Here is a 16,311-nt window from a genome sequence, read left to right as displayed (position 1 = left end):
GACTGAAAGCAAGGACGGCCGAAACCCTCCCAGGGCCTCGCTGAACTCGGCACCACGGTGGTTCCGTGGGCAGATGTCACGCCAACCAGCTTAGGACAGTCGGCTGGGGGCAACGCCCGGGATATGAGGCACGCCACTACCTGTCCCCGTGGGCATGGTCCCGGACGGAACGGGCCGTCGAACCGCCGGTGTCAGCCGGGCGCTGCCCATCGGTCCGGGTTGGGCGGTGTCGGCGCAGCGCATGCTCCCGCATGTCCCTGGCGCTGTTCTCGAACCCGGGGAGCCGGCTGTGGGGGAATCGGGCACGGTGCCGTCGAGACCATCGTGCGCCGTGCGGGTGGGCGCCCCGTCGGAGCACCGCCGGTCCGTGGGGCCGGCTATCCACGGGCGCAATCGCGGTGGCCGATCATCGGATCTGTCGGTCGGGGAGAGCGGCCGGTGGGTGGGGGAGCGGGGCCCAGAAATCCTCGTCGGGGGGTGCTTCCAGGTCGAGCCGGCCGTCGGGACGCCAGTCCGCGCCGAGGCGTAGCCGCCACGAGTGCAGGTGGGTGCGGGGGTAGGTGCCGGTGCGGTCGAACAGGGGGTCACCGGTGATGGGGTAGCCGATCCAGGCCAGGTGCACGCGGAGCTGATGGCGGCGGCCGGAGATCGGATGCAGGGCCACCACGGTGTGCTCGTTGTGCCGGGCCACGACGGTGAACTCGGTGCGGGAAGGGTAGTTCTTCGCATTCAGCAGGTCTGCGTCGGCGACGAACCAGCGGTCGCCGGTGCGCTGGATGGTTTCGCGGGGCGCGGCCACCCGGACCCGGTTCTTCCGGCCGACGCTGAGCGGCAGATCGACCACCCCGCGGTCGGGCAGCGGCTCCGGTCCGGCGGCGACGACGGCCAGATAGGTCTTCTCGGCGGTCTGCTTGTTGAACTGGCGGGTCAGCTGCCCGTGCGCCGGAAGCTGCCGGGCCAGCAACACCAGACCGGAGGTGACCTTGTCGATCCGGTGCACCGGATACAACTTCTCGCCCGTCGCCTCGGCGGCGGCGGCGATATCGGTATCGTGCCGCTCCCCGGTGACCGAGATCCCGGCGGGTTTGTTCAGCGCCAGAATCGCCTCGTCCTCGGCGAGCAGGCAGCGGGCGCGCAGCTCGGGCCAGTCGATATCCACCGGACGAGCGTAAGAGCCGGGTCCTCAGCCGGGATCGGCAGGACCGGGATCAGCCATATGCGGGGCCGGCACCGAGCGTGCGCCGCAGCAGGCCGAACGGTGCGTAGGAAGATGAGTGGGGCCGGGGTACGGCGGACAGCGGAAGGTTGCCGGACAACAGCAGTGGGCACCGGGCGCCGTCTGCGCTGCCGTCCCCGCTGTGCGAAGGTCGGGCGCACAGGCGCACTACGGATACGGCAGCCCGGAGTGCTGCGCCCAGTGTGATCACGAAACTCCCGGAATCCCGGATGGGCCGACAACTTCGCAATCTTGCAGGCAGAATGAGGCGTGCCGCCGCCTGCGCCCAGGTCGTGCGAAGGCGGCCGAGGGAGCCACTCGGCAGTTGCCGGGGCTCGGTTCCGCCTGTTGTCCGGCCGCGCGACGAGAGCTGGGCCGGTGTTCGTGGGGCGGATCGACTGTACGGCCGTGAGTCATCGCTAGCGCAGTACGGCGACTTGGGACGTGATCGTTGTCCCGGTCGCGCTGGACCGAAATCGCCCCGTCGAGCGGTTCGTGGACTGGGCGCAAAGAGTTTGCCGGACCGACCCTCCTCGGGAGCAATGGTGGCCTCTTCGACTCCGCTGAACGCCGGTCGCGCCCTGGCCGGTGATCACACGATGACCGGTGGACGCACCCTGATGCTGGTCCTGGCGACCGTAGGGTTCGCGCTCAACTTCTGGGCGTGGGCCCTGCTCAGCCCGCTGGCGCCGCGGTTACGGGAGGAACTGGGACTCAATTCGTTCCAGGAGTCGCTGGTGGTGGCGGTCCCGGTGATCGTGGGATCGCTGGGGCGGATACCCGTCGGGGCGCTGGCCGATCGCTACGGCGGACGGCTGATGTTCCCGGTGGTTTCGCTGATCACCGTGGTACCGGTGCTGTTCCTGGGCTTGGTCGGCCATTCGGCGCTGGCAGCGTTGCTGATCGGTGGGTTCTTCCTCGGCATCGGCGGCACGGTGTTCGCGGTCGGGGTGCCGTTCGTGAGCCGCTGGTTCCCGCCGGAGAAGCAGGGACTGGCGATCGGCGTGTACGGGATGGGGATGGGCGGAACCGCCATCAGCGCCCTCACGACCGTGCAACTGGTGGATATGGGCGATACCGCGACCCCGTTCCTGCTGTGCGCCGCGGCCCTGGCGGTGTACGGGATCGTCGCCTGGTTCCTGCTGCGCGACGCCCCCGGCCGGACCGCGCCCACCGAATCGATGACCAGTCGGCTGAAGCAGACCATGCGCCTGCCCGCCACCTGGGAGGCCTCGGCGTTGTACGCCGTCGCGTTCGGCGGTTTCGTGGCGTTCTCGGTGTACCTGCCGTCGTATCTGCGCACCGCCTACGACCTTTCCCAGGCGGACGCGGCCAACAGGATGGCCGGGTTCGTACTGCTGGCGGTGATCATGCGGCCGGTCGGCGGCTGGCTGGTCGACCGGTTCCACGGACCGGTGGTACTCGCCACCACCCTCGGTTTCGTGGTCGCCGCCGCGGCCGTACAGGCCGCCACCCCGGACCTGATGCCGGTCGGCACCATCGCGTTCCTCGTGCTGGCCGCGGCACTCGGGGCGGGTAGCGGTGCGACCTTCGGGCTGGTCGCGCAGATAGCGCCGCCCGGAAAGGTCGGGTCCATCACCGGGTTCGTGGGCGCCGCGGGCGGTCTGGGCGGTTTCGTCCCGCCGCTGGTGATGGGCGCCATCTACGAATCGACCGCCGATTACGGCCCGGGGTTGCTCGCGCTGGCCGCGGTCGCGCTGGCCGCGCTCGTATTCACCCTCACTGTCGTACGCCGTGAAGTCGCCCGGCAACGCAGCTGAGGTGTCCCGATCGACGAGGCAGAAGGAGGGTCGTATGACCGGTGGGCGACGCGGTTCCGGCGAGACGCGGCTCGACGGCGAACTCACCGACGCGCTGGTGGGCACCCGGCGGTTCTTCACCCGCGCCGAGGTCTCACCGGACCGGCGGTCGATGTACGAAACCGGCGGGCGGCAGGCCGACGAGTTCTACCGGGACCGCTGGAGTCACGACAAGGTGGTGCGGTCCACGCACGGGGTGAACTGCACGGGGTCGTGTTCGTGGAAGATCTACGTCAAGGACGGGATCATCACCTGGGAAACGCAGCAGACCGACTATCCGTCGGTGGGCCCGGACAAACCCGAATACGAACCGCGCGGTTGCCCGCGTGGCGCCGCGTTCTCCTGGTACACCTATTCGCCGACCCGCGTGCGGTATCCGTATATCCGCGGTGTCCTGCTGGAGATGTACCGGGCGGCGAAGAACGCTATCGGTGATCCGGTCCGCGCCTGGGCGTCCATCGTGGAGGATCCGGAATCGGCCCGTCGCTACAAGGCCGCGCGCGGTAAGGGCGGTCTGGTCCGGGCGACCTGGGACGAGGCGACCGAGATGATCGCCGCCGCGCATATCCACACCATCGAACAGTACGGTCCGGACCGGATCGCCGGCTTCTCCCCGATCCCGGCCATGTCGATGGTTTCGCATGCCTCGGGGGCCCGGTTCGTATCGCTGATCGGCGGGGCGATGCTGTCGTTCTACGACTGGTACGCCGATCTGCCGGTCGCGTCGCCGCAGATGTTCGGCGACCAGACCGATGTGCCGGAGTCGGGGGACTGGTGGGATGCCGGCTATCTGATCATGTGGGGCTCGAATCTGCCGGTTACTCGCACGCCGGACGCGCACTGGATGGCCGAGGCCCGGTACCGGGGGCAGAAGGTCGTCGCGGTATCGCCGGATTATGCGGACAACGTGAAATTCGCCGACGAATGGCTGGCCCCGCACCCCGGCACCGACGGCGCCCTCGCGATGGCGATGGGGCATGTGGTGCTGCGGGAATTCTTCGTCGAACGGGAGGTGCCCTACTTCGCCAGTTATATCCGGCAGTTCACCGACCTGCCGTTCCTGGTGCGGCTGGAGGAGAGCGACAGCGGCTACCTACCGGGAAAGTTCCTGACCGCCGCCGATCTGGACGAATACCTCGGAACCGAGAACCCGGCATTCAAGACCGTGGTGCTCGACACCGAGGGCAAGCCGGTGGTGCCGAACGGTTCGCTGGGGTATCGCTTCGGTGAAACCGGCGCCGGCCGCTGGAATCTCGACCTCGAAGGGGTCCGGCCGCAGCTCACCCTGCTGGGGGACAATGCGGTCACCGTATTGATGCCGCGTTTCGACACCACCGGCGGTGAAGGCGCGACCGTACAGCGTGGCGTCCCGGTACGCCGGGTGAACGGGCACCTGGTCACCACGGTTTTCGATCTGCTGCTGGCACAATACGGGGTGCACCGTGCAGGTCTGCCGGGGCTGTGGCCGGTCGACTACGACGACCCCGCCCAGCCCTATACCCCGGCCTGGCAGGAATCGATCACCGGGGTTCCGGCTGCCGCGGTGCTGCGGATCGCGCGCGAATTCGCCGCCAACGCCGAGGAGAGCCACGGCCGTTCGATGATCGTGATGGGTGCCGGCACCAATCACTGGTTCCATTCCGACACCATCTACCGGGCGTTCCTCACCCTGACCACGATCACCGGCTGCCAGGGGGTCAACGGCGGCGGGTGGGCGCACTATGTGGGTCAGGAGAAATGCCGGCCGGTGACCGGGTGGACCCAGCTGGCGTCGGCGCTGGACTGGTCGCGTCCGCCGCGGCAGATGATCCAGACCGCCTACTGGTACCTGCATTCCGATCAATTCCGCTACGACTGGTTCGGCGCCGGCACCCTCTCGGCCGCGCACGGTGGCGGTCGCCTGGCCGATATGACCACCGCCGATGTGATCGCGCAGGCGGCGCGGCTCGGCTGGATGCCGTCCTATCCGACCTTCGACCGCAATCCGCTGGACCTGGTCGACGCGGCCGCGGCCGACGGCGGATCACTGGCCGGGTACGTGGTCTCCGAACTGCGGGCCGGCCGGATGCGGTTCGCCTGCGAGGATCCGGACGCGCCGGAGAACTTCCCGCGTGTACTCAGCGTGTGGCGGGCGAATCTGCTCGGCTCGTCGGCCAAGGGCAACGAATACTTCCTGGAACATCTGCTCGGCACCGAATCGTCGCTGCGCGCCTCGCCCACCCCGGCCGGTGCCCGGCCCCGCGATGTGGTGTGGCGGCCGGAGGCCCCGCGCGGCAAACTCGATCTGCTGCTCACCCTGGATTTCCGGATGACCAGCACGACCCTGTTCTCCGATATCGTGTTGCCCGCCGCCACCTGGTACGAAAAGCACGACCTCAACACCACCGATATGCACCCGTTCGTGCATTCGTTCAACCCGGCCATCGCGGCGCCCTGGCAGACCCGCAGCGACTGGGACGCCTTCCAGGCGATCGCCGAGAAATTCAGCGAGCTCGCGGGGCCGCGGCTGGGGGTGCGCAAGGATGTGGTCGCGGTACCGCTGCTGCACGACACCCCGGACGAACTCGCCACACCGCACGGCCGGGTCGCGGATTGGAAGTACGGCGAAACCGAACCGGTCCCCGGCGTCACCATGCCGAAACTCGTTGTGGTCGAACGTGATTACGGCGCTGTGGGCGCCAAGATGCGGGCCCTGGGGCCACTCGCGGAAAAACTCGGCGCCACCACCAAGGGGGTCACCTTCGACCTCGCCCCCGAGGTCGACTATCTACGGCACAAGAACGGCCTGATCCGCGGCGGCCCCGCCGACGGCAGACCGTCACTACAGCGCGGAATCCAGGCCGCCGAGGCGATTCTGGCGCTGTCGGGCACCACCAACGGCCGCCTCGCCACCGAAGGTTTCCGCTCGCTGGAGCAGCGCACCGGCATGCCGCTGGCCGATCTGGCCGCCGAACACGAGGGCAAACGCATCACCTTCGCCGATACCCAGGCCGCGCCGGTCCCGGTGATCACGTCACCGGAATGGTCGGGATCGGAGTCGGGTGGTCGCCGGTACTCCCCGTTCACCATCAATGTCGAACGCCGCAAACCGTGGCATACGCTCACCGGCCGCCAGCATTTCTATCTCGACCACGACTGGATGGCCGAACTGGGCGAGGGGCTGCCCGTTTACCGTCCGCCGCTGAATATGGCGGCGCTGTTCGGTGAACCGGGTATCGGCTCGGTGGGCGAACTCGGCGTCACCGTCCGCTACCTCACCCCGCACAGCAAATGGTCCATCCACTCCGAATACCAGGACAACCTGTTCATGCTGAGCCTGTCCCGGGGCGGCCCGACGATCTGGATGTCACCGCAGGACGCGGCGAAGATCGAGATCGCGGACAACGAATGGGTGGAGGCAGTCAACCGCAACGGTGTGGTCGTGGCGCGGGCCGTGGTCTCGCATCGGATGCCGGCCGGCACGGTGTACATGTATCACGCGCAGGACCGGCTGATCGACGTCCCGATCAGCGAAACCTCCGGGCAGCGCGGGGGTATCCACAATTCGCTCACCCGGCTGTTGATAAAACCCAGCCACCTCATCGGTGGCTACGCCCAGCTCAGCTTCGCGTTCAACTATCTCGGTCCCACCGGAAATCAACGCGACGAGGTGACGGTGATCCGTCGTCGCGGTCAGGAGGTGAGCTACTGATGCGGGTCATGGCGCAGATGGCGATGGTGATGAATCTCGACAAATGTATCGGCTGCCATACCTGTTCGGTGACCTGCAAACAGGCATGGACCAACCGGTCCGGGGTCGAATACGTCTGGTTCAACAATGTGGAAACCCGGCCCGGCCAAGGATATCCGCGCACCTATGAGGATCAGGAGAAATGGCGGGGCGGCTGGGAGCTCAACCGGCGCGGCAACCTGAAACTCAAAGGCGGCGGCCGGTGGAAGAAATTGTTCACCATCTTCAGCAACCCGATCCTGCCCGAACTCGGCGACTACTACGAACCCTGGACCTACGACTACGAGAACCTCACCACCGCCCCCGCCCAGCGGCACACCCCGGTGGCCCGGCCGAAATCGCTGATCACCGGTAAGGATACAAAAATCGAATGGTCGGCGAACTGGGACGACGACCTCGGCGGCGCCACCGAATACGGCGACCGCGACCCGCTGCTGGGCAAACTCGCCGAAAAGGTCCGGTTCGAATTCGAGCAGACCTTCATGTTCTACCTGCCCCGGATCTGCGAACACTGCCTCAACCCGTCGTGCGCGGCATCGTGCCCCTCCGGCGCCATCTACAAACGCAGCGAGGACGGGATCGTCCTGGTCGATCAGGACCGCTGCCGCGGGTGGCGGATGTGTGTTTCCGGTTGCCCCTACAAGAAGGTGTACTTCAATCACCGCACCGGAAAAGCGGAGAAATGCACCTTCTGCTTCCCGCGGGTCGAGGTGGGGCTGCCCACTGTCTGCGCAGAGACCTGCGTGGGCCGGTTGCGCTATATCGGCCTGGTGCTCTACGACGCGGACAAGGTGCTCGAAGCCGCCGCCACACCCGACGAACAGGGGCTCTACCAGGCGCAACGTGAGGTATTCCTGGACCCGGCCGATCCGGAGGTCCGGCGGGAAGCCGAACGCGCCGGGATACCCTACGACTGGGTGGAAGCCGCGGACAGATCACCGATATACGCGCTCATCAACACCTACCAGGTCGCGCTGCCGCTGCATCCGGAATACCGCACCATGCCGATGGTCTGGTATATCCCGCCACTGTCACCGGTGGTCGATATCGTCCGCGACACCGGCCACGACGCGGAGGATTACGACAACCTCTTCGCCGCCATCGAGGCGCTGCGCATCCCGGTCGACTATCTCGCCCAATTGTTCACCGCCGGCGATCCCGCCCCGGTCACCGATGTCCTGCGCCGGCTCGCCGCCATGCGCAGCTATATGCGCGATATCAATTTCGGCCGCGAACCCCGGGAGCGGATAGCCGAGGCGGTCGGGATGACCGGTGAACAGGTCTACGATATGTTCCGCCTGCTCGCGCTGGCCAAATACGATGAGCGCTACGTTATTCCGCCCGCGCACGCCGAACAGGCGCACGGTCTGGAAGAACTCGCCACCGAATGCAGCCTCGATTACGAAGGCGGCCCGGGAATGACCGCATCCGGGCCGTTCGGGGAAAGTTCCGGCGGTCCGGCACCGATCGCCGTCGAGAACTTCCATATGCTGCGCAACCGGCAGACCGCCGACGCGCCCACCACGGTGCGCGGGCAGGGCCGGGTGAACCTGCTCAACTGGGACGGGAAAGCCCCCGACGGCCTGTTCCCGCCCACCGATGACAACCCGTCCGGATCGGAGCGGCCGTGAAGAAGACCGGGAAAACCGACCCCGCCCTCCGATCAGCCGCCTGGCAGGCACAATCCCTGCTGGTCGGTTACCCCGATGAAGCATTGCACCGCAACCTGCACCTGCTCGGCGCGGTCGCCGCGACCCTGCCGGCGCCGGTCGGCGATCCGCTCGCCCGCTTTCTCGCCCATGTGCAGCGCAGCTCCCTGTTCGAGCTGGCCGCAGACTATGTCGCCACCTTCGACCACCGCAAACGCTTCAGCCCCTACCTCACCTACTTCGCCTACGGCGACACCCGCAAACGCGGGGTGGCGCTGCTGCGTTTCAAACAGGCCTACCAGGCCGCCGGGCTCCGGTTGAGCGACGAAGAACTACCCGACCATTTGTCCGTGGTCCTGGAATTCGCGGCCTCCGGGCACGCCGAAACCGGTTTGCGGTTGCTCACCGAACATCGCGCGGGCCTGGAACTGATGCGCCGCGGTCTTCACGAAACCGGCTCGCCGTGGGGCGATGTGCTCGATTCGGTGCTCGCGACCCTTCCCGCCCTCGCCGGCCGCGAAGAAGCCGCCATCGCGCGCCTCATCGCCGAAGGCCCCCCGGAAGAAGCCGTCGGACTGGCCCCCTTCACCCCACCCCAGTACCTCCCTGACCCCGTCATCCCACAAAGGCGCCGGACCGATGTCACTCACCAACTCGGATAGCTACCCCGGGCGCCCTCGAGCCGCGGAGCGGCTCCAAGATTTCCGACTCCACGCCGCCGCCGGTGGCGACGCCGAACTCACGGAGGTGCGTTGATGTTCCACGCCGCGGCGGGCGAGCAGCTCACCACGATCGACATCCTCTTGTGGGTAGCCCTGCCCTACGCCTCCATCGCCATCTTCTTGGTCGGCCACTACTGGCGTTACCGCTACGACAAGTTCGGCTGGACCACCCGTTCTTCCCAGCTGTACGAGAACCGCCTGCTTCGCCTGGGCAGCCCGCTGTTCCATTTCGGGATCCTGCTGGTGATCCTCGGCCATATCGTCGGCCTGCTCATCCCCGAAGGCTGGACCGAAGCCGTCGGTATCAGCGAACCCGTCTACCACGCGCTGTCCGTCGGCCTGGGCGTCCTCGCCGGCGCCGCGACCATGATCGGCGCCGCCATCCTCATCTACCGCCGGCGCACCACGGGCCCGGTGTTCTCCGCGACCACCCGCAACGACAAGATCATGTACGTCCTGCTCATCGGCACCCTCGTCCTCGGCTTCGGCACCACGGTGATCAGCAACGCCATCGGTCGACCCCATGACTACCGCCACACCGTCTCCCCCTGGTTCCGCTCCATCCTCTCCTTCCGCCCCGACACCGACCTGATCCTCGCCGCCCCCCTCGGCTTCCAACTCCACGTGTTAGCCGCCTGGGTTTTGTTCGCCTTCTGGCCGTTCACCCGCCTCGTACACGTCTTCTCCATGCCTATCGGCTATCTGACCAGGCCGTATATCGTCTACCGGAGTCGCGATGTGGAATTGGGGTCGCGACGCGAGCGGCGAGGGTGGGAGCGAATTCAGTAGGACTGAGTCGAGGAGATCCTCGCCGACGCCGTCTGCGACGTGCTGCCGGATATTGATTGGCGTGCCGACTATCGCTCGGCGAAGCTGCAAGCGTGACCAGGCCAGTGAAAGTGGTGCGAGTACCCGGCCGTGCGAGGGCAGTCGAGCTGAGCCTGCTCTCCTGGGTGTTGTTCGCGAGTTCCGGTCCGCTGGCCGCGGCGGTGATGGTAGAGGGCTGGTCACCGGCGGCGGTGACTTCGGTGCGCATCGGGTCGGCCGCCGTGTTACTGGTTCTGGTGGTCGCATTGTGGCGGCCACGGGCACTTCGGTTCGGTCGCGGCGATATCTGGCTTCTGCTCGGCTATGGGGCGCTCGGCGTCGCAGGAGTGCAGTTGTTGTTCTTCGTGGCTGTTGCCCGAGTTCCGGTAGGCGTGGCGATGGTGCTGGTCAACCTGGCACCTGCCCTGGTCGCACTGTGGATACGGGTCGTGCGCGGAACACAGTTGCCCGGGCCGGTGTGGGCGGGAATCGGACTGGCGCTGGCGGGTTTGGTCCTGATCGCACAGGTTTGGCATGGTGCCCGGCTGGATCCTGTCGGTATCGCGGCGGGCCTGGGCGCGGCGGCCTGCTCGGCCGGGTTCTTCCTGCTCGGCGAGCACGGCGCGCGCCGGCACGATCCGTTCGGAATGACCGCGGTCGGGTTGGTGATCGGCGCTGTGGTGATGGTCGCCGTCGTGCCGCCGTGGACGTTGCCTTTCGATCGTCTGACGCTGTCTGCTGAGCTGGGTGGTCTGGACTTTCCCGCCTGGGGGGTGCTGCTGGTCCTGGCCGTGGCAGGCACCGTGCTGCCGTACCTGGCCGGGTTGCGGGCATTACGAGATCTGCCCGCGCCCCTCGCCGGTGTGCTGGCCATGGTGGAACCACTCGTCGCGACTGTGCTGGCCTGGCTGTTGCTCGGGCAAGCGCTGCGGCCGGCGCAAATGGCCGGTGCGGCGATATTGCTCGTCGGCGCGGTAGTGGTGCAACGTGCGATGCCGTAGAACGCCTCTCGGTTCGCGGAGGCCGGCACCGAACCGCGGCTTCTTCCGCCGGTCTTGATCTACCCGGTCGCCGATATCTGCTCGACCAGGATGTCGGCATGCCCCGCATGCCGGGCGAGTTCCTCGATCATGTGTGCACAGATCCAGGAGAACGTCACTGCGCCACGTCGGTAGTGAACGAAAACATCGTCGTCCGCCGCAGTTCGCGCAATCTCCCGGGACCGATCGGCCGCAGCCCGGTATTCGGCGATCACCTGGGCAGGGGTTTGTTCGGCCGGGACTCGAGGCTACGCGCAGCGGTAACAATTCCGAGATGCCGTTCCAGTGGGCTGGACAGCTCCCGCGAACACATGGTGATCGGCGACGCCGAATGAGTCATGTGTGGGCGGAAATGGCGCCTACCTGAGCCCGTACCTCGGTGGGCCTGGCCCCGACGTCATATCTATGGGTACTTGTATGCGTTAAAATGACTCTTAATGGGGTTTAGGTGCAATAAAAGGAGGGGTGATGGCTCGCAGACCGATCTCGTTACGCCCTGCTTCCGCTGATGCGCTCGCGGTTCTCGGGACGCAGATCCGCACTGCGAGGCATGAGCGCAACTGGACGGCCGCTGAACTGGCCGATCGGACCGGTATCTCGGTGCGTACCGTTCTCGATATCGAATCAGGTAAACCTGGCGTAGCCATCGGAAACGTGTTCAACGCCGCTACGACCGCCGGTGTCGCACTGTTCGGGGTGGAGGACCGCGAGGAGTTGGCGCGGATCAGGCGACGAGGTGAGGAGCGACTCGCCCTGCTTCCGCGGCGGGTTCGCCACCGGACCGGGGGGCAAGGTAGCGATGACTTCGACTTCTGACCGGGTGTTCGTATGGACCTGGCTGCCCGGCGAGACGGAACCAGTGGTCGCAGGCGTTCTTCAGCGGTTCGGTGGCCATCTCCGGTTCGCTTACGGCCGCTCGTATTTGGCGCGCGACGATGCCATAAGCCTCTACGGTCCCGAATTGCCGCTTCGTGAGGGATGGACGGAGCCGCAGGGGCTGATGGCGATGCCGTCGGCGCTGCGAGACGCCGCGCCGGACGCGTGGGGTCGTCGGGTCATCTACGCCCGCATCACGGGCAGGTCCGGGGTGGACGCCGACACCGATGAACTCTCGGCCGAGGCATATCTCATGGAGTCGGGTTCGAATCGGTTCGGTGCGGTGGACTTCCAGCCGGACCCGCAGCGATATGTTCCCCGCATCGATACTGAGCCGTTGGACGAACTCCACCGGGCGGCGCTGACGATCCAGGAAGGTAAGCATCTCGACGACGTTCTGGCCGAGGCTTTGGTGCACGGCACCAGCATCGGTGGTGCTCGCCCGAAGGTGTTGCTCCATGACGGGGGTGATGGCGAGTACATTGCGAAACTGTCGGTGTCGGACGACCCTTATCCGGTTGTCAATGCCGAAGCCGTGGGTTTGGAACTGGCGAGACGGTGCGGCCTCGTGGTCCCGGCGACGACTGTGACCCGTTCGCTCGGACGCGAAGTGCTGCTGGTGCGGCGCTTCGACCGAGAGCCCGGCGGGTTCCGTCGCCATGCTGTCTCGGGTCTCACTGTTCTGGGGCTGGACGAGATGGAGGCCAGGTACGCGACGTATCCGGATCTGCTCGACGTTCTCCGGTCGATGTCGGGTGAACCGAGGGAAGTGGGGCCCGAACTGTTCCGGAGGATCGTGGTCAACGTCGCGATCGGCAACACCGACGACCACGCTCGTAATCACGCCGCGTTTTGGGATGGGCGATCCTTGGAGCTCACACCGGCATACGACCTGTGTCCACAGGTCCGTTCCGGTGAGACGGCGGCACAGGCCATGGCGATCGACCGGGAGGGAAACCGCCGGAGCGACTTCGCCACCTGCTTGTCCGCAGCCCATATATACGGAGCTCGATGTCCGGGATGCACGGGAGATCATCGGCGAGGTCGTCGGTGCGATTGCCGACAGCTGGGACGAGGCCGCTGATGCGGCGCGGCTTACGCAGGTGGACAAGGATTGTCTCTGGCGTCGCCAGATCCTCAACCCGTCGACGTCCTACGGCTACGAATCCGGGACCTGACGGGGTGGCTTCGTGCGCGTGGATATCGCAGCCCGTTGGCGTCACGCTGCCCGATCCAGGCTCACGGTTGCGAATCCGTGTTAACTTATTGTCGAACGGTCACTAAATTGGGCGACCGTGTCGAGCAGGTCAGGAGGGACCCATGCAGTCCGCGGTCATCGTCGATGTGGTTCGCACGCCGTCCGGGAAAGGCAAGATGGGCGGGGGTTTGTCCGGGGTGCATCCGGCGACCCTGCTGGCCGGGGTGCTGGAGAAGCTGATCCGGCGCAACGACCTCGACCCGGCGCTGGTCGACGATGTGGTGGGCGGGTGCGTCACTCAGAGCGGTGAGCAGGCGTTCAATATTTCGCGCACCGCCGTGCTGGCGGCGGGGTTCCCCGAATCGGTGCCGGCGACCACGGTGGACCGGCAGTGCGGGTCCAGTCAGCAGGCGGCGCATTTCGCGGCGCAAGGCGTGATGTCGGGGGCCTATGACATCGCTATCGCCTGTGGCGTGGAGTCGATGAGCCGGGTGCCCATGTTCTCCAACGCGCAGGGGCAGGACGCCAACCGCGGGCCGATCGCGCACCGGTACCCGGAGGGGTTGGTGCAGCAGGGGATCGCGGCGGAGATCCTGGCCGCGCGGTGGAAGCTGGACCGTTCGACCCTCGACGACTTCGCGGCGCGTTCGCACCGGCTGGCGGCCGAGACGGCGGCGGCCGGCGGATTCGATCGGGAACTGGTGGCCGCCGGTGAGCTCACCGCGGACGAAACCATCCGGGCCGGGTCCACTCCGGAGAAGCTGGCGGGGCTGAAACCGGCGTTCGCCGATGAGCAGTACACACAGCGGTTCCCGGAGATCACCTGGTCGATCACTCCGGGTAACTCCTCGCCGCTCACCGACGGCGCCTCGGCGGCGTTGATCATGAGCGAGCAGATGGCGACGAAACTGGGCCTGACCCCGCGAGCCCGTTTCCATTCGTTCGCGGTGCTCGGCGACGATCCGCTGCTCATGCTGACCGCGCCCGTGCCGGCGTCGAAGAAGGTCCTGGACCGGGCGGGTCTGGCGATCGACGATATCGACGCCTACGAGGTGAACGAGGCTTTCGCCCCGGTGCCGCTGGTATGGCAGCACGAACTGCACGCGGATCCGGAGAAGCTGAACCCGCGCGGTGGGGCGATCGCGCTGGGGCATCCGCTGGGTGCCTCGGGTGTGCGGATCCTGGCCACCATGGTCAATCATCTGGAGCAGACCGGTGGTCGCTACGGGCTGCAGACCATGTGTGAAGCGGGTGGCCTGGCGAACGCCACCATCATCGAACGGCTCTGATAACCGGACGGACCGCCACCTCCCGGCCGTACGCCTGGAGGGGCGGTCCATCGGTGCGCCGTGGGCCCGGGCTGTGGTTCGGGCTTGCCGCCGGAGAAGGGGCCACGACGCGGCCGCGGGTCAGTAGCGGCGTGCTCCGACCACGGGCGAATACGACATGGGCGAGATCTCCACGGTGGTGGTCGCGGCGTGGATCACCTGGCCGTCACCGGCGTAGAGGGCGGAATGTCCGCCACCGCTGTAGGAGATGACATCACCGACACGTAGCTGGTCGAGCGGGACCGGTGTGCCGGCGGAGAGCTGGGACCAGCTGGTGCGGGGGACGTCCACGCCCGCCTGCTGGTACGCCCATTTGACCAGTCCGGAGCAGTCGAAGGTGTTGGGTCCGGTGCCGCCGGAGACGTACGGGGCGCCGAGTTTGCTGCGCGCTGCCTCGACTGCGAGATCGCCCGGGGCGGGGGCGAATCGCGGCGCCGGTTCCGGGGTGGCGATGCCGGGAATCCCGGCCGGTAGCGGAATATGATCGGGAACTTCGAAAACACCGAGACCGGGCACTGTGACCGGCCGGGCTTCGGCGGGTGCGGCGGTGCAGAGAACGGAACCTGCCGCTGCCGCGGCGAGAACGGCCATGACGGCCATGCGTTTTCGGACTAGCGGTACTGACTCCATAATTGCGGTCCTCCGTGCTCAGGTCGAGAGCCGGTGGATCGCAAAAACTTTCACCGCCGATTACGCGGCGAGGAATTCACCGACTACTCGAACAGCGTTGGAAATACACCACAGCTATATGTCGGTCCTGCAAACCCGGGGAGTCATGTTTCGCCGTCCGTCGCGCAGACTTCGGAAACGACACGGACAAGTTGGCTAACGGAACGGTAACGGTTCGCATCGGTCCAGCGTATGAGGCATATCGGATTCACGACGGGCGATACCGCGCCTTGATGTGGAACCGTTCCCCCTGCGGTCCGAAGAGGCTCAGGTATTCGACGGGATGTTCGTCGGCATTGCCGAACCAGTGGGGGAGATGGGTATCGAATTCGGCGACCTCACCGGGAGTGAGCACCATATCCCGGTCACCGAGGATCAGGCGCATCTTGCCGTTGAGCACGTAGAGCCAGTGATAACCCTCATGGGTGTGCAGGTCGGGTTCGGCCCAGGACCGGCCGGACAAGATCTGTTTGTAGGCCTGCAGGCCACCGGGTTTACGGGTGAGGGGGATCAGGGTCTGGCCGTGCCGGGTGATCGGGCGGATATTGACCCGGGGGTCGCCGGTTTCCGGCGCGGCGACCAGTTCGTCCAGCGGGACGCGATGGGCCTTGGCCAGCGGTAGCAGCAGTTCGAGGCTGGGTTTGCGCTGGCCCGACTCCAGGCGCGACAGCGTGCTCACCGGGATGCCGGTGAGTTCGGACAGCGCGGCCAGCGTGGTGCCGTTGCGTCGCCGCAGCTCACGCAGCCGCGGGCCGATTGCGTCGATGACATCGCCGAACTCCGGATCCATGCCTCTATTGCAGTTATGGCAAATTTATTTGTCAAGATGCCGCTGTCTCCGGATGCTGGAGAACAAGCCCCGAGCAGATCAGGAGATACGGATGGACCAGCAGTTCTGGGACGATATGTACAGCGAGACCGAGCAGAGATTCAGCGGTCTGCCGAACGACGCCCTTGTCGCGGAGGTGACGGGGATGGCACCCGGTCAGGCACTCGACCTCGGAAGCGGTGAGGGAGCCGACGCCTACTGGCTGGCCGAACGCGGCTGGCAGGTCACCGCGGTGGATATTTCGAAGGTGGCGATCGAACGCGCATCGGCCGGGCATCCGGAGATCTCGTGGCGGCAGGCCGATATCACCGTGACACCGCTGCCGGCTCGCTCGTTCGATCTGGTGTCGGCGCACTACTTCCCGATCGCACACGAATCCGACCATGCCACCGTGCGTGGTCTGCTGGAGTCGGTCGCGCCGGGTGGC

The 16,311-nt window shown here is 66.6% G+C and carries 13 protein-coding genes and 1 pseudogene; 10 read left to right on the top strand and 4 right to left on the bottom strand.

Annotated elements, in window-relative coordinates; all coding sequences use genetic code 11:
- Positions 1-406: 406 nt before the first annotated feature.
- Complete coding sequence (locus QH196_RS12170) at positions 407-1,159, bottom strand: RluA family pseudouridine synthase (RefSeq protein WP_280415883.1); 753 nt, start codon at positions 1,157-1,159, stop codon at positions 407-409.
- Between the two features lie 602 nt (positions 1,160-1,761).
- Here QH196_RS12170 and QH196_RS12165 point away from each other — a divergent pair.
- From QH196_RS12165 to QH196_RS12140, 6 genes are all read left to right on the top strand, one after another.
- Positions 1,762-2,997 carry a nitrate/nitrite transporter gene (locus QH196_RS12165; protein ID WP_280415882.1) on the top strand — a complete coding sequence of 412 codons (1,236 nt, stop codon included), beginning with the start codon at positions 1,762-1,764 and terminating at the stop codon, positions 2,995-2,997.
- Positions 2,998-3,031: 34 nt separating this feature from the next.
- Positions 3,032-6,727: a nitrate reductase subunit alpha gene (locus tag QH196_RS12160; protein WP_280415881.1), complete on the top strand. Its 3,696-nt coding sequence runs from the start codon at positions 3,032-3,034 to the stop codon at positions 6,725-6,727.
- Positions 6,727-8,397, top strand: coding sequence for a nitrate reductase subunit beta (narH, locus tag QH196_RS12155; RefSeq protein WP_280415880.1), 1,671 nt, complete (start codon positions 6,727-6,729; stop codon positions 8,395-8,397). The genes QH196_RS12160 and narH overlap by 1 nt, the downstream gene beginning before the upstream one ends.
- Positions 8,394-9,077 (top strand): nitrate reductase molybdenum cofactor assembly chaperone, encoded by a 684-nt coding sequence (gene narJ, locus QH196_RS12150; RefSeq protein ID WP_280415879.1) that lies wholly within the window; start codon positions 8,394-8,396, stop codon positions 9,075-9,077. The genes narH and narJ overlap by 4 nt, the downstream gene beginning before the upstream one ends.
- A gap of 93 nt (positions 9,078-9,170) precedes the next feature.
- Positions 9,171-9,926 (top strand): respiratory nitrate reductase subunit gamma, encoded by a 756-nt coding sequence (gene narI, locus QH196_RS12145; protein ID WP_280415878.1) that lies wholly within the window; start codon positions 9,171-9,173, stop codon positions 9,924-9,926.
- A 92-nt stretch (positions 9,927-10,018) separates the two neighbouring features.
- Positions 10,019-10,945 (top strand): EamA family transporter, encoded by a 927-nt coding sequence (locus QH196_RS12140; protein WP_280415877.1) that lies wholly within the window; start codon positions 10,019-10,021, stop codon positions 10,943-10,945.
- 59 nt (positions 10,946-11,004) lie between these two features.
- Here the strand turns inward: QH196_RS12140 and QH196_RS12135 are convergent.
- Positions 11,005-11,214: pseudogene (locus QH196_RS12135) on the bottom strand (DUF664 domain-containing protein); the annotation flags it as partial.
- Between the two features lie 238 nt (positions 11,215-11,452).
- Between QH196_RS12135 and QH196_RS12130 the strand changes: the two are divergent.
- The 3 genes from QH196_RS12130 to QH196_RS12120 all read left to right on the top strand — a co-directional run bounded on the left by QH196_RS12130 (position 11,453) and on the right by QH196_RS12120 (position 14,347).
- On the top strand, positions 11,453-11,800 hold the full coding sequence (locus QH196_RS12130; RefSeq protein WP_280415876.1) for a helix-turn-helix domain-containing protein: 348 nt from the start codon (positions 11,453-11,455) through the stop codon (positions 11,798-11,800).
- The gene (locus QH196_RS12125; RefSeq protein ID WP_280415875.1) at positions 11,784-12,944 is read left to right on the top strand and encodes a type II toxin-antitoxin system HipA family toxin; all 1,161 of its coding nucleotides are present in this window, start codon (positions 11,784-11,786) and stop codon (positions 12,942-12,944) included. The genes QH196_RS12130 and QH196_RS12125 overlap by 17 nt, the downstream gene beginning before the upstream one ends.
- A gap of 236 nt (positions 12,945-13,180) precedes the next feature.
- The gene (locus QH196_RS12120; protein WP_280415874.1) at positions 13,181-14,347 is read left to right on the top strand and encodes a thiolase family protein; all 1,167 of its coding nucleotides are present in this window, start codon (positions 13,181-13,183) and stop codon (positions 14,345-14,347) included.
- A gap of 120 nt (positions 14,348-14,467) precedes the next feature.
- Here QH196_RS12120 and QH196_RS12115 read toward each other — a convergent pair whose 3' ends face one another.
- Both QH196_RS12115 and QH196_RS12110 read right to left on the bottom strand, forming a co-directional pair.
- Complete coding sequence (locus QH196_RS12115) at positions 14,468-14,986, bottom strand: C40 family peptidase (RefSeq protein ID WP_280415873.1); 519 nt, start codon at positions 14,984-14,986, stop codon at positions 14,468-14,470.
- Positions 14,987-15,263: 277 nt separating this feature from the next.
- Entirely contained in the window at positions 15,264-15,845 is a 582-nt protein-coding gene (locus tag QH196_RS12110) for a helix-turn-helix domain-containing protein (RefSeq protein ID WP_033244170.1), read from the bottom strand.
- Positions 15,846-15,936: 91 nt separating this feature from the next.
- On the opposite strand from QH196_RS12110, the gene QH196_RS12105 reads away from it, so the two are divergent.
- Positions 15,937-16,311 (top strand): class I SAM-dependent methyltransferase (locus QH196_RS12105; protein ID WP_280415872.1); only part of this gene is annotated, 375 nt, incomplete at its 3' end.

The sequence above is a fragment of the Nocardia carnea genome (assembly GCF_029868325.1).
GTDB lineage: Bacteria > Actinomycetota > Actinomycetes > Mycobacteriales > Mycobacteriaceae > Nocardia > Nocardia carnea_C.
The sequence above is the reverse complement of the archived record's forward strand: the minus strand, read 5'-3'. Positions and strand labels throughout refer to the sequence as shown.

What these genes read in the sequence shown, in the direction of transcription:
- narI (WP_280415878.1), top strand. Translation starts at nt 9,171, where the DNA reads ATGTTCCACGCCGCGGCGGGCGAGCAGCTCACCACGATCGACATCCTC.
- QH196_RS12125 (WP_280415875.1), top strand. Translation starts at nt 11,784, where the DNA reads ATGACTTCGACTTCTGACCGGGTGTTCGTATGGACCTGGCTGCCCGGC.
- QH196_RS12120 (WP_280415874.1), top strand. Translation starts at nt 13,181, where the DNA reads ATGCAGTCCGCGGTCATCGTCGATGTGGTTCGCACGCCGTCCGGGAAA.
- QH196_RS12110 (WP_033244170.1), bottom strand. Translation starts at nt 15,845, where the DNA reads ATGGATCCGGAGTTCGGCGATGTCATCGACGCAATCGGCCCGCGGCTG.
- QH196_RS12115 (WP_280415873.1), bottom strand. Translation starts at nt 14,986, where the DNA reads ATGGCCGTCATGGCCGTTCTCGCCGCGGCAGCGGCAGGTTCCGTTCTC.
- QH196_RS12130 (WP_280415876.1), top strand. Translation starts at nt 11,453, where the DNA reads ATGGCTCGCAGACCGATCTCGTTACGCCCTGCTTCCGCTGATGCGCTC.
- QH196_RS12160 (WP_280415881.1), top strand. Translation starts at nt 3,032, where the DNA reads ATGACCGGTGGGCGACGCGGTTCCGGCGAGACGCGGCTCGACGGCGAA.
- narH (WP_280415880.1), top strand. Translation starts at nt 6,727, where the DNA reads ATGCGGGTCATGGCGCAGATGGCGATGGTGATGAATCTCGACAAATGT.